Here is a 13,039-nt window from a genome sequence, read left to right on the forward strand (position 1 = left end):
ATAGTGTTTAGTCAGCCGTTAGCCTTGCTGAAGCAGGATTTGCTTCCAGATTGCGGTCTCGTCAAACAAAGTGAATTCGCGACGAAGACCCCAAGGGCCAAACTCAGCGTGGCTGATCCCCATGATGTAAACCTCTTTTCCTGAAGGCTTACCAAACATCCCGTATCCCTCATGCTTACCGTGCAAAGACCATCGAATTGCAGCGCGTGGTGACATCATGTCGTCATCTCGGCCAATACGATGGTGAACGGTAAATTGAGCATTTGGGAAAGACGCACGAAGTGCCATCCAAAAATGATCGACTTCCGAGTGTGATAGGGCAGTTTGACCGCCAGTGTATTCGCCGATGCAAGCGCGGTCGTACTCTTTCGGTACTATAGAGAACTCGGCATTCATAAGGCTTCTGAGAATTGCTTCATAACGCTGACCATATTCGTTGTCGTTGCCTACGCCCAAATAAGGTCCAGGAATGTCGACTTCAGGTGTGAGCGGAAATGGGCTTGATTCCACGCCACCTTCAAATTCGATTTGTTGGCGTGCAAACTCTTCTGACGTCATGCCCAGTTGTTTCGCGATATCGGCTTGATCGCGAATCAACCATTCGTCATTGATTTGGTTATTGATAGCGTGGCAATCTGCGATAATACGGAAACGAAGTTTGCGGTTCGAGGCTTGCCCGTAGAAGCCGTTGCCACTGTGTGTTGCAGTAGAGATGATTCGATGAGAAGAAAGCATGCCTTGTTCCGGGGTGCCTGACCAAATGACGTCTTCGCCATATAGCGTGCGATCGGGAAACTCGGCCAGTGTCGCCATTGTTGCACTGATCACCCCTTCGTTTCCTTGAACGATAGAGAGTGGAGTACGCACAACAATGTCGGGAGAGTAGTAGTGTTCTAAGGTGTTTAAACCTCGGTCTTCCCAAATCTCTTTTGTGATACCAAGAATGTAGTCGGGAAAGTCACGCCACTTTTCATCGAAGCCAACCATGGCCATAAATCACCTCCGTAATTGAATAATTATATTTTGATTACGTATTCAAAATATATCATGTTGCCATTTTGTCAACGGATTGTTTTTCGATTGTTTAAATAGCGTGCTGATGATCAGATTTTTAACAATTGAGTGGAAAATAAACTAAAAAAGTACAGGAGAGATGGAAGCTATCTCTTATCGAGACGTGTTAATAAGAAAGGAGGTCAAAGTTTTTTGTATGAATTTCCTAGTATATTATTGTTTTTTAATCGCTTAATTTATTTTGATCTGTTTGAATGGAAACAAATGATTAAGCCAAAACTGATAATCATGCAGATCAAGGCACCCAAATAGACTTTATCGCTAATATTCAGCTATTTTGGTGTCAATTATCCTTATATCTTTCAAATTTTCCTTTTGCATACGAATGCTTAAAGGCTTTTTTATTAAATCGGAAGTAGATAACGAATAAGCCACTAGAAAGGTGTTTATCTAGTGGCTATAACAGTCATAAGCGCTCTATGAGTGCAACGATCAGGATAAAAGCGCAGGTAACGATAGCGAGATGGCAGGGATGAAGGTAATCAACATCAAGGCCACTATCATTGCACCAATCCAACCCATGATGGCTTTAGAGAGCGACTCTATCGGTACTTTTCCTACCTGACTTGCCATAAACAGGTTAGCACCCAGAGGAGGCGTAACAAAGCCAATGGCTAAGTTCACGATCATCACGATACCAAAATGAACGGGGTCCATGCCGAGTGCTGACGTAATGGGTAGCAGAATTGGTGTGAGAATAACAATGGCCGCCAGCGTTTCCATGAAGGTACCGACAAGCAACAACAGAACATTGATGCAAAGCAGTATCAGCAGTTTGTTTTCGGTAATCGATAGAATGAACTGAGCGATCTCGGTCGGTAGACGTTCTAGGGTCAATATGCGGCCAAACGTCACGGACGCACCCACAATGACGAGCACTGCGCCAACTAACAGTGACGACTCTAGAATGATTTTCACAACTTGCGCTGGTTTGAGCTCTTTATAAACAAACATGCCAAAGAATAAGCCATAGAGCACGCCAATCGCTGCGGATTCGGTAGGCGTGAAGATACCGGAATAGATACCGCCGAGAATGATTACGGGTAGTAGCATTGCCCAACTGGCTTCTTTTAGTGCATCAAGACGCTCTGACCAAGTGGCTTTGCGTTCGTTACCTGTGTAGCCCCGCATTTTTGAGACAATTAGACAATAGCCGATCAATACCATACCGACGACCAAGCCAGGAATGATGCCCGCCATGAACATCTTGGTGACCGAGACTTCAGCTGTGATCGCGTAGACGATCATCACCACAGAGGGTGGAATAATGACGCCAATCCCGCCGGAAGAGGCGATCAAGGCACCGGCAAAGCTGCGGTCGTAGCCTTTCTTCACCATAGAGGGAATCATCGTCAGGCCGATAGCGGCAACGGTGGCAGACCCTGTACCAGAGATGGAAGCGAAGAACATGCACGCCACAATGGCGACGATGCCAAGCCCACCAGTAAAGTGGCCAAAGAAGACCTCCGCCACGTGTAATAATCGTTTTGAGATCCCTCCTTGGCTCATAAGGTTACCTGCCAAGGTAAATAGAACGACGGCGAGGAGAGGGAAAGAGTCGAGCCCTGTTACCATTCCTTGGACTAAAAACTCAATGTTAAGAAACGGCAGACTGAGTATCGCGACCATACTGGCTGCCGCCAGAGCAATACCGACCGGAACGCCAATGAGCAGAAGCAGACCAAAGCTGCCAAACAAAAGTGCAGACGTCATGCGTTAAACTCCAATAGTCGGTTAGAAGTACGATACTTTGCTTTGATATGGCGATAGCGTTGGCGAGAAAAGCGAACTCGTTCATTGCTGGTGGAGCACGCGTTCACACGTTGATAAATGCTTGTCACTAGGCGCACGCAGCTTAATAGTGCGCAAACTAAAACAGAGGCATACAAACACGCAATAGGAATTTCCATTGCGGGTGCAATCTGACCGAGTTGCAGGCTGCGGTTTATAACCTTAAATCCAAACCAGGCGACAGTTGCACTAAAGGCAAGGTAGATAAGATCAGAGACAATCAAACTGAATTGCGTCCAATTGCCCGGAAGTTTATCGATGAACACACGAATGCGGATGTGTCGATCATCTCGGATACAGTAGCTGATGCTCAGGTACATCGCCCATACGAATAAATAACGAGCCAGCTCTTCAGCCCACGCGATCGTTGCATCGAACAGGCGTAGGGCGATTTGCAAGCACAGTAAAGTTGTCATCGTTGAGATCGCGATAACGATGAGGGTTGGTTCTAGGTATTTGTCTAGTAAGCGAAACCACTTCATGTTCACCTCCAAAACGAGAAAGCACGACCTGTTGCCAGATCGTGCAAAAGAGTGGGAGTTATAGGCGTTCTATCTCGGCCATCACGTTGTCAAACAAGTCTTTACCCGTTTTACTGCGCAAGTCCTGGTACACGGCCGCATTCATTTTCTCTTTCATGATGCTGCGTACCTCGTCTGGGACGATGTTAACCGTCATGCCTTTTGCTTCGAGCTCTTTGATTACTTCTTGGTTTTGCTGCGCGGCGAGCTCACGCTGTTTTGCGATGGTTTCTTTGCTTACTTCACTGATCAGCGCCTGTTGCTCTGCAGGAAGTGAATCCCAAAACGATTTGTTCATGAACAGCACGTAGTTAGTGTAAATGTGGTTAGTCAAAGAGAGGTATTTCTGCGCTTCATAAAAGCGTTCGGCATAAATTGAATAGATGCCGCTTTCTTGAGCGTTAATCAGACCTTGTTGGAGCGAGGTAAAAATTTCTCCCCAAGACAGAGGTGTTGGCGCAGTACCAATAGATTTCCACGCGCTTATTTGAGTGGGGTTAGATGCCGAGCGAATCTTTAGCCCTTTCAGGTCCTCAATACTATCAATTGGCTGTTTGTTGTTGGTCACGCTACGAAAGCCGACCTCCATAAAGCCAAGTCCATGAAAGCCTTTTGATTCCATAGCATTCAACAATGGTTGTCCGATCTTCTCACTGTCGAGCGCTTTGTGTGCTTGCTCTTCGCTATCAAAAAGGTAGAACACGTCGAGCACGTTAAACTCTGGGACGTAGGGAGAGAGTAAAACTGACGCACCAAACGTCATTTGTAAGTTGCCTTGCTGTACGAGTTCAGTCGTCTCACGCACATCGCCTAGTTGTCTTGCCGGATAGATTTCAACTTCTATCTCACCGTTTGAGCGAGCTTCCACTTCTTGTTCGAAATAGAGCATTGCTTTGTGTACGGGAGAGGTTTCTTGACTGTCATGAGCAAGACGAATAACACTGTTTGCAAACGTATTCATGCTGCTAAATGCAAGCCCCAGTGCGGTAAGTGAAGTAAGGATTGCTTTCTTCATCGTTCTTCCTTGTTTCTGGTATGACCTGCCATGGGCATTCGTCGGCAAGTCACACAACTTTTTATGTTTTTATAAATTAGTTGAGCAATTCATATCCATTTTGCATACGAATCCAAAATAAAACATTAAAGTAACAAGTCAATAACAAAATTGATGAATTGATGAGGAATTAAATAACGATTGGTGAAAATTTAATCGCGATCACAGAAAATGCCTTACTTGAAAGTAAGACATTTTGTTTATGAAGAATGAATAAAAATGGATTTATTAAATGGTGCTACTACGTTCGATCAAGGTGCCTTGCTCGAAAAGGTATTCGCCAGTTGCATCCAGGTTGCCGTTGATTCGATTCATCAAGTCTTCAACCGCTCGTTTAACAATTTTGTCGACTGGTTGAGCAATGGTGGTCAAATCATAGCTCGGCCATGCAGACATCGGAATGTTATCTACACCCATCACAGAGAAGTCTTGGGGGATCTTTGCTCCGGCTTGTCGCAAGCCATCCATCACACCCATGGCGAGGATGTCGTTTGCACAAAAAATTGCATCGGGTTTACTGGTATGCGACAAGATCGCTTTCGCCGCTTTTAAGCCTGCTTCAAAGCTGTACTTGGCTTGGATAAAGGTTGGTGACGGGGAGCCGAGTTCTTGCAATTTTGAAGAGAAACCCAGCCAACGCTCTTCACTGGTCATGGAGCCAGCATCGCCACTGATGTAAGCACACTGTTTTGCGCCTTTCTGCGTTAAATACTCGGCTGCTTGTTGGCCCGCCAAGCGGTTATCAATACCAGAGCTATTGGCATTAATACCCTCGGCGTAGCGGTTGATCAAGCTTAAGTGAACGCCAAACTTTTCGCATTGGGCAAACGCGCGTGAAGTTAAACGGCTGGTGGCGATAACGAGTCCGTCCACTTGGTATTCAATGGCGCGTGAAATGGCGAGATCTAGGTCGTCCTTGTCGATAGGGCAAAGCACAACTTGTCCGCCTCGCTTTTGAATTTCGACAGCCAAAGCACGAGATTGCATGTCGTACATTGGGTTTGATTCGCTATCTAACGCAATCGCCACTAAGCCTGAACGATTCGAAATCAGACCTCGGGCGATGGCATTCGGTGTGTATCCGAGCTTAGCTGCGGCATCCATCACCATTTTGCGTTTCTTCTCGCTAATACTCGCAGTCGGGCTGAATGCTCTAGATACCGTCGATTGAGAGACGCCGAGCATCTTCGCGACGTCGATCGAAGTTACTTTCGCTTTAATGGTGATACTCCTTATTTAAGGCCATTGAACCTGCTCATACGTGCTGAGTGTATGGGCTAGGGGATTTCTGTGTCTAGAGCATTACATTGATAAGGCGTAAATATCAGAGAAAACTCAAGAATTCATCACATTTCTCTCTTGTTTGAAGCCATCAATGATCATTTTGTGTTCAGACCCAACACAAAAGAAGCTAACGCCGAGTTCACGCCATTCCCGAGCTTGTTGAGCCGTCGCGACAAACATGCCAACAGGTTTATTGGCGGCTCTGGCCGCTTCGATTACTCGCATACTTGCTTGTGCGACTTTCTCATCATGAACGCTATCAGCACCATAAGCGACAGTGAGATCAACTTGGCCAATGAAGAGCGCATCAATTCCTTCAACATTGGCAATCGCTTCAACATTTTCAACCCCTTGAGGGTCTTCAATTTGTGCAATGACAATCGTATTCGCACGGCTGTCTTTTAAGTGTTCAACCATGGGCTTAGTGGCGTATTGCGCTGCTCGACTGGAACCAGCATACCCTCGGCCACCTTCTCCGTAATGGCAGATTTTCGCCAGTTGCGTCGCTTGCTCAGCAGTACAAACATGGGGAATTTGTACACCCGCCGCGCCACAGTCAAGCGCGTTCAAAATGGTTGAAGGGGCGCTGTCTTGTACTCGTACCACGCACGCGAGGTCATTCGCTCTGGCCGCCATGATGCACAGATCAAGCGAGGAACGATCGAAAGGTGCGTGCTCTGCATCCAGTACCACAAAAGGCAACTCTGCCAGTGCCAATACCTCGATAATGTGAGGATGAGGGGTTTTAACAAATGTACCTAATAGCGTTTCTTTAGTCAGACGTTGCTTAAAATTGCTCATAATTCTCTCCTTTGCAAAGGTATGCAAAAGCTAACACGGTGAAATGTAAATGATGAGTAAAAATGATGTGATCTAAAACTCATTTTTGATTAAAAATTAAACTCAATCAAGGTCCTTATTACTTGCTTTTATTTGTTTAAATTAATAAATACAAAGGCTTAAGGATGGTTTTTGTGGTTTGTTGACTTAACTTGTCAAATGTTAACTAAGTGTTTAATCTGATTTTGCATTCGTATCCAAAAGCATGAAAATAACCGTTCGTCAGCCTCAATGTTCAAGGAGAAACCCAATGGCACGCATTTTAAAAAACGGAATCACTGAAGAAGCATCAGCATCAAACGACGCAAAAGTGCGTCAGATTGTCGAAAACATTCTTGCTGATATTGAATCGAAAGGTGATAGCGCTGTACGTGAGTTGTCTGAAAAGTTTGATAACTGGTCGCCGGAGCAATTCCGCCTGTCAGAAGAGCAAATCCAAGCCTGTGTGGATGCGCTTGATGAATCGACTCGTCATGATATCGAGTTCGCTCAGCAACAAGTTCGAAACTTTGCTCAAATTCAACGTGACTCAATGAAAGACGTCGAAGTAGAAACCATGCCTGGTGTGGTACTGGGGCATAAAAATATTCCAGTAAACAGCGTGGGTTGTTACATCCCTGGTGGAAAATACCCATTGGTTGCATCCGCTCACATGAGTGTACTGACGGCGAAAGTCGCGGGCGTAAAACGTGTTATTGCTTGTGCGCCTCCGTTTAACGGCCAGCCGAACGTCGCGATTGTCGCTGCGATGGCAATGGCGGGTGCGGATGAAATCTACTGCTTCGGTGGTGTTCAAGCGGTAGGAGCTATGGCATTGGGCACGGAGACTATTGCGCCAGTCGATATGATTGTAGGGCCGGGTAACGCATTTGTAGCAGAGGCAAAACGTCAGTTGTTTGGTCGCGTTGGTATCGATTTGTTTGCAGGGCCAACGGAAACCTTGGTCATTGCTGATGAGAAAGGCTGTGACCCGGAATTGGCTGCGGCAGACTTGCTTGGTCAGGCTGAGCATGGTTACAACTCTCCCGCTGTATTGTTGACCAATAGCGAAACATTTGCGCAAGAAACCATCAAAGAGATCGAACGTCAGTTAACCATTCTCCCAACGGCTGAAGTTGCGGGTAAAGCGTGGGCAGATTACGGACAAGTTATTGTGTGTGATAGCTACGAAGAAATGGTGGAAGTGGCAGACGATATCGCTTCTGAACACGTGCAAGTGATGACGGAAGATCCTAAATACTTCCTAGATAACATGACCAACTACGGTGCCTTGTTCCTAGGTCGTGAAACCAACGTTTCTTACGGCGATAAATGTATTGGTACCAACCATACACTGCCAACGAAGAAAGCGGCGCGATACACCGGTGGTCTTTGGGTAGGTAAATTTATCAAGACCTGTACTTACCAGCGTGTAACGGAAGCTGCGTCGCTAAAAGTCGGTGAGTACTGCTCTCGCTTGTGTGCACTCGAAGGTTTTGCTGGCCACAAAGAGCAAGCGGATATTCGTGTGCGCCGTTACAAAGGCAAAGTGGAAGAGGCGTAATATGTCGAAACTTGCCTTAGTCACAGGCGGCAGTGGCGGACTGGGTGCCGCCATTTGTCGCAAGCTAGCTGAATCGGGATATCGCGTAATTCTGACTTACAACAGTAATCAGAAAGCGGCCGAGGATGTGCTTCCCTCGCTGCCACGTAACGAGCATCTAGCATTCAAATTGAACGTGGCAGATTCTAGTGCGATTGAACAGCTTAAACATCAAGTCAGTGAAATAAGCGACAAGCTGGATTTGTTGGTCAACTGTGCGGGGATGACGAAATTCGTCGCGCACTCTGATTTGCAAAGTTTAGATGACCAGCTGTTTGACCAAATTTTCCAAGTGAACGTCCGTGCGCCTTTTGCCATGGTTCGAGCGTTTGAGCCTTGGCTTAAGCAAGCCAATGGTTGTGTGGTGAACATTACTTCTATCGCGGCACAGACTGCGATGGGGAGCAACATTGCTTACTGTGCAAGTAAATCTGCCGCGGAGAACATGACCCGTTCTTTAGCTCGCGCTCTGTCTCCCGAGGTTCGAGTTCTGGCTGTTGCTCCAGGGCTTGTCGACACTGAGTTTGTCAAAGGCTTGGATGACGCATGGCGTAATCAACAAGAACAATCCACACCGCTTAAGCGTTTAGCCAATGATGAAGAAGTCGCTCAAGCCGTGTACGCCGCGGCAGAAGTTTTGACCTTCTCGACAGGCAATACCATCGCGGTTGATGGTGGGCGACCTTTAGGTCTGTAACTAACAATTCAAAGGCTAGGTCCAAACAAGGACAACAAGGATTTACAATGACTCTACAATCTAAAATGAATAATAATCTGGTCCGCTACATGGAACTGATTCCGGGTACGAGTGCGTTTATTGATGCGCGCACGCCAGGCAGTGATCTGAAAGATAACTTCTGCATTATCGGTGCTGGGGTGGCAGAAAGCAGTCGTCAGCATGTTCATATTCGCGATACGGCGGGCTTTAACATTGGTGCCGCAGGCCAACCGCCGGGCATCAAAAATTCGTTGCACTCTCATCGTACCGCCGAGCTTTTCTTGGTGTTCAAAGGTCAGTTCCGTTTTTATTGGGGGAACGATGGAGAGCATGAGGCGGTGTTGTCTCACGGTGACGTCATCTCGATTCCAACCAATCTCTTCCGTGGATTTGAAGTGGTTGGCCGCGATTACGGCTTTATGTTCTCGGTACTTGGCGGCGACGATTCAGGTGGCGGCGTTATTTGGCATCCAAACGTTATTAAAGACAGTCAAGGTTATGGTTTATACCTCAAAGCCGATGGCACACTCGTGGACACCATTAATGGCGACCCGGTGCCACAAGAATCAGAATTGATGCCGCTGCTTACCGAAGAAGAGCTCGCGACCTTTGATACCTACACCGCAGAAGAGATGATGCCATTTGTCGCTCTGCAAAAAGATTATCGTGAAATCAAAGGCGATTTCGGCGGAAGCAACGTGAAACAATACGCCTTAACGGGTCATCCTTTGGCGAGTTATGACTTCCAAGTAAAGAGTGAAGATGAAGTGAGCATCATGGCTTATGAGCTTTCTGAAGGTGGCTCGATTCCTCAACACTGCCGAGAAGAAAAACAAGTGCTTATCAACTTTGATGGCGATACTGAAGTGGTCCTCACGCATCAAGGCGAACAAGCGAGTGTTGTTTTAACGCGCGGTGATGTGCTGAATGTTCCAGAAGGTGCGTCTTATTCACTGACGAACTTGCGGGGTAATAGTTTGACGTATTGCATTCTTGGCTCTGATCAACCAAAGCCGCTTGCAGGAGAATAAAATGACGCAACCCACCTCGTTAGTTTGGCTACCCGGACTACTTTGTGATGGCACATTGTTTGAGGATATCAACCGAGCGTTGCCAAGTTGGGTTGAGCCTACATGCCCGACGCTGGCTTCATTGCCGTCAATGGAACAGCTGGCGCAGAAAGTCTTGCAAGATGCACCGCAGGAGTTTGTCTTGGGTGGTGTATCAATGGGTGGGATTCTTGCCTTTGAGGTGTACCGTCAAGCGCCGAATAGAGTTAAAGGCTTGATCCTTATGGATACCAATGCAGCAGATGAAAAGCCAGAGGTGACACAAAAGCGTGATGCACTGGTTAGCCGTGCGTTAAGTGGTGAGTTTGAACGCATTACGGCTGACACTCTGATGCCTGTGCTGATTCATCCAAGCCGTTTGCAAGACAAAGCGTTAACTGAGCGTATCGAAGGCATGGCGGTTAATGTAGGTTTGGAGGCATTTGAAGCACATGCTAAAGCGTTAGCAACTCGCCCGGATGCTCGACCTTTATTGGCGGACATTCAAGCTCCTACGTTGGTGATAACAGGTAAAGAAGATAAGCTTTGTCCGCTAGACAATCATCTGCTCATGGAGAGATGCATCCCAAACGTCACGCTTCATGTTATCCCTGAGTGTGGGCATCTATCTACGCTTGAGCAGCCTTTAATGGTTAGTGAAGTGATGACTACTTGGCTTCAAGATAACTTTGCTTTGTGTTGATAAGAACTTCATCACTCACCACCTTAAGGTTACTTGGGTATAGGTGGTGAGTGATGAGTATTATCAGAAGTAGTATCGAATACCTGCCGCGAATTGATCATCACGGTTTTCGAATTTGCTGCCATCGTACTGATCTTTACCTAGGTCGAACTGGTATTCAGTCCAAACTAGGAATTTGTTCTTCTGGAAGTGGTATTCAAGACCAGGAATCAGCAAGTTACGCTCGTAACCTTGCGTCTCGTCACCACGATCTTCCATGTAGTTGTAGTTCAACGTTGGGCGTAGGCCGTTGTCGAAGTGGTAGTAAGTGTAGATTTCGCCACCTAGGGTATCGAACATTACGTCCGTACCGCCTTGGCTCACAGCTTCCCAGTTTTCACCAACGTGGAAAGTCGCACCTGCATAGAAGCCACCGTTGCTGTAGTTTGCGCCCAATAACATGATGCGCATGTTGTCGCCGTTTTCTACGCCAACCACGCTTGCGTCTAGATCCGCAACTTCATTTTGATGGTAAGCCGCACCCAATGTTACGCCATCAACCGGTTTGTAAGTGATAGACGCACCCATGCCGTTTTTCAATGAGGCTGTCGCATTGCTTGCTAGAGCAACATCTTCACGCGTGGTTTGGTAAGTAAAGCCGTAGCTCACTTTTTCATTAATTGAATTACGGTACGTAATTGAGTTTTCTGCACGACCTGCACCTGATGCGATACCCCAGTCAGCTAGGTTGTAAACACCTGAGCCACGAGTACCGAATACACGACCTAAATCGGTGTACCATGCTACGTCGTAGAAGGTAGACCACTGCTTAGTACCCGCAGCAATCTTGCCGTATTTTTCGTGATCAACACCTGCGTATAGCAAGCGGTCGTAAATGTTGTCGCCGTTCGCGCCAGAGTTGTAGCCCCATTCCGCGTGACCGAAACCAGTCCAGCCGTTATCCAGACCCATTTGGCCTTTCAAACCGAAACGTGAGCTGCCGCTGTTCCATTCGCCGTTGTCATCACCGCCACGGTCTTGGTAGCGAAGATCGAAACGGCCATCGATGGTTAGGCTGTCGCCAGCGTCATTAACAAAAGTGTGTGCAGCAAAGGCTGAGCTAGAAGTAAGCGCTGCTAAAATCACTGCAGAAAGGGTCGACTTTTTCATCATCAATCTCATTATTTAGGGCGCAGAAAGCCACCGTGCGTTCATGCCCGTTTTGAATAAGGGTTCTATCTTGAGGTTGTGCCCCATCCTTGAGGCACGAGTTGGGAGCATGTCGCTTGAACCGAGAGGGGATTCAGGCAACATAAAGGCGGGTTGACAATCCGCCTCTACGACTTCTTATAGAGAAGGGTTTAGGATCTGTTGAGTACGTTCGAACACGTCTAGACCTTGCTGTTTTAGCCAGTAAGGAAGGTCGATCAGTACCCAGTTCTCAGATAGCTTGTCGCCGTCACGGTAGTAAACGTCAACCACTTGCATGTCTGCACGTACTTCACCACCTGTCATACCTAGGAAACCACCGATTGGCGTGTTAGATAGGTTTGGCCAGCCGAAGAAACAAGAGAAGTTACCTTCTGCGAAACGACATACGTGGCCATTAAACTTCTTGTCTTTCAGGTTGTTACGGAACGGCAATTGGTGCTGCTGTTGGTAACGAGGGATTGTGTAAGACGCACCGATACCACATGGACCGTACCAGATCATGTCTTTAGACCAGCTCTTCTCAAGAACTTCTGGTGGGCAACCCATAGCGCCGCTGTCGTTTAGTGCAGATAGGTCATCAACCATCTTGTTCACTAGTGCTAGTGTTGCTACGCCTTCTTCTGGTGCTGCGTCTTCGAACAGTAGACCATCGTGGCTACGAGGACCAGGGTATACGAAGTGCTTACCTGTTGATGGTGGCAGTGGGTAACAACCCGCTTGGTCCATTGCACCTAGAAGGTCTAGGAATAGGCCAGTCTTAGTGATCTTGCCGTTTTCAACACAGTTAAATTCTGCGTAACGGATGTTCATGATCTTGCCAGTTGGGCGCATGCCTAAGTATTCAGCGTCGAATAGACCCATGAAGTGACCCATGCTCATTACCCAGATTTCACCTGATGTTACTTCGTTCTCACCACCGATGAAGATGTCTTGACGACGCTGCATGCGAGTCATTGATTTCATCAAAGGAGCCCAGAAAACGTCAGCCGCTGCTTGAGCGCCTTGTTGCTCACGGAATGGGTAAACACCACGCCATAGGTAATCTTCTGAAGTGTGTGCTTTTAGTACTTCTGCCACGTTCTCGTGAGTTGCGTTTTCCATTGCGCTGAAGTATTCACGTACAACGCGTTTCGCTTCTTGATATTTAGACATAATAAACTCTCTTATTTGCTGTCGAGTCGGCTTTGGGAACAGGACTCGAAATTAAGTTTTTTCATCCGGCCGGGGAGCCA

At 47.1% G+C, this 13,039-nt stretch carries 12 protein-coding genes; 4 read left to right on the plus strand and 8 right to left on the minus strand.

The window, feature by feature from the left end:
* Positions 1-18: 18 nt before the first annotated feature.
* The 6 genes from R7E78_RS02565 to R7E78_RS02590 form a co-directional block, all read right to left on the minus strand.
* Positions 19-993 (minus strand): ester cyclase, encoded by a 975-nt coding sequence (locus tag R7E78_RS02565; protein ID WP_318057614.1) that lies wholly within the window; start codon positions 991-993, stop codon positions 19-21.
* A gap of 513 nt (positions 994-1,506) precedes the next feature.
* Positions 1,507-2,787: a TRAP transporter large permease gene (locus R7E78_RS02570; protein ID WP_033906641.1), complete on the minus strand. Its 1,281-nt coding sequence runs from the start codon at positions 2,785-2,787 to the stop codon at positions 1,507-1,509.
* Positions 2,784-3,347, minus strand: a complete 564-nt coding sequence (locus R7E78_RS02575) for a TRAP transporter small permease (protein WP_206957626.1) — start codon at positions 3,345-3,347, stop codon at positions 2,784-2,786. The genes R7E78_RS02570 and R7E78_RS02575 overlap by 4 nt, the downstream gene beginning before the upstream one ends.
* 58 nt (positions 3,348-3,405) lie before the next feature.
* Positions 3,406-4,401: a TRAP transporter substrate-binding protein gene (locus R7E78_RS02580; protein ID WP_182016039.1), complete on the minus strand. Its 996-nt coding sequence runs from the start codon at positions 4,399-4,401 to the stop codon at positions 3,406-3,408.
* A 267-nt stretch (positions 4,402-4,668) separates the two neighbouring features.
* Positions 4,669-5,625 (minus strand): LacI family DNA-binding transcriptional regulator, encoded by a 957-nt coding sequence (locus R7E78_RS02585; RefSeq protein ID WP_182016038.1) that lies wholly within the window; start codon positions 5,623-5,625, stop codon positions 4,669-4,671.
* 150 nt (positions 5,626-5,775) lie between these two features.
* Positions 5,776-6,525 (minus strand): HpcH/HpaI aldolase family protein, encoded by a 750-nt coding sequence (locus R7E78_RS02590; RefSeq protein WP_005374748.1) that lies wholly within the window; start codon positions 6,523-6,525, stop codon positions 5,776-5,778.
* A gap of 289 nt (positions 6,526-6,814) precedes the next feature.
* Between R7E78_RS02590 and hisD the strand changes: the two genes are divergently transcribed.
* The 4 genes from hisD to R7E78_RS02610 are packed head-to-tail and all read left to right on the plus strand — an operon-like array spanning position 6,815 to position 10,616.
* Entirely contained in the window at positions 6,815-8,107 is a 1,293-nt protein-coding gene (gene hisD, locus R7E78_RS02595) for a histidinol dehydrogenase (protein WP_005374756.1), read from the plus strand.
* 1 nt (position 8,108) lies between these two features.
* Positions 8,109-8,843, plus strand: coding sequence for an SDR family oxidoreductase (locus tag R7E78_RS02600; RefSeq protein ID WP_318057615.1), 735 nt, complete (start codon positions 8,109-8,111; stop codon positions 8,841-8,843).
* Between the two features lie 47 nt (positions 8,844-8,890).
* Positions 8,891-9,895 carry a cupin gene (locus R7E78_RS02605; protein ID WP_005374765.1) on the plus strand — a complete coding sequence of 335 codons (1,005 nt, stop codon included), beginning with the start codon at positions 8,891-8,893 and terminating at the stop codon, positions 9,893-9,895.
* A 1-nt stretch (position 9,896) separates the two neighbouring features.
* Positions 9,897-10,616 (plus strand): alpha/beta hydrolase, encoded by a 720-nt coding sequence (locus tag R7E78_RS02610; RefSeq protein WP_318057616.1) that lies wholly within the window; start codon positions 9,897-9,899, stop codon positions 10,614-10,616.
* A 63-nt stretch (positions 10,617-10,679) separates the two neighbouring features.
* Here the strand turns inward: R7E78_RS02610 and R7E78_RS02615 are convergent, their stop codons facing one another.
* Complete coding sequence (locus R7E78_RS02615; RefSeq protein WP_017634480.1) at positions 10,680-11,765, minus strand: porin; 1,086 nt, start codon at positions 11,763-11,765, stop codon at positions 10,680-10,682.
* A gap of 177 nt (positions 11,766-11,942) precedes the next feature.
* Positions 11,943-12,959, minus strand: coding sequence for a nuclear transport factor 2 family protein (locus R7E78_RS02620; RefSeq protein WP_318057617.1), 1,017 nt, complete (start codon positions 12,957-12,959; stop codon positions 11,943-11,945).
* Between the last annotated feature and the right edge of the window lie 80 nt (positions 12,960-13,039).

The organism is Vibrio sp. YT-19(2023), from assembly GCF_033337395.1.

Coding starts and splice junctions, on each gene's coding strand:
- R7E78_RS02615 (WP_017634480.1), bottom strand. CDS start 11,765: ATGAAAAAGTCGACCCTTTCTGCAGTGATTTTAGCAGCGCTTACTTCT.
- R7E78_RS02610 (WP_318057616.1), top strand. CDS start 9,897: ATGACGCAACCCACCTCGTTAGTTTGGCTACCCGGACTACTTTGTGAT.
- R7E78_RS02620 (WP_318057617.1), bottom strand. CDS start 12,959: ATGTCTAAATATCAAGAAGCGAAACGCGTTGTACGTGAATACTTCAGC.
- R7E78_RS02575 (WP_206957626.1), bottom strand. CDS start 3,347: ATGAAGTGGTTTCGCTTACTAGACAAATACCTAGAACCAACCCTCATC.
- hisD (WP_005374756.1), top strand. CDS start 6,815: ATGGCACGCATTTTAAAAAACGGAATCACTGAAGAAGCATCAGCATCA.
- R7E78_RS02600 (WP_318057615.1), top strand. CDS start 8,109: ATGTCGAAACTTGCCTTAGTCACAGGCGGCAGTGGCGGACTGGGTGCC.
- R7E78_RS02580 (WP_182016039.1), bottom strand. CDS start 4,401: ATGAAGAAAGCAATCCTTACTTCACTTACCGCACTGGGGCTTGCATTT.
- R7E78_RS02585 (WP_182016038.1), bottom strand. CDS start 5,625: ATGCTCGGCGTCTCTCAATCGACGGTATCTAGAGCATTCAGCCCGACT.
- R7E78_RS02565 (WP_318057614.1), bottom strand. CDS start 993: ATGGCCATGGTTGGCTTCGATGAAAAGTGGCGTGACTTTCCCGACTAC.
- R7E78_RS02590 (WP_005374748.1), bottom strand. CDS start 6,525: ATGAGCAATTTTAAGCAACGTCTGACTAAAGAAACGCTATTAGGTACA.
- R7E78_RS02570 (WP_033906641.1), bottom strand. CDS start 2,787: ATGACGTCTGCACTTTTGTTTGGCAGCTTTGGTCTGCTTCTGCTCATT.
- R7E78_RS02605 (WP_005374765.1), top strand. CDS start 8,891: ATGACTCTACAATCTAAAATGAATAATAATCTGGTCCGCTACATGGAA.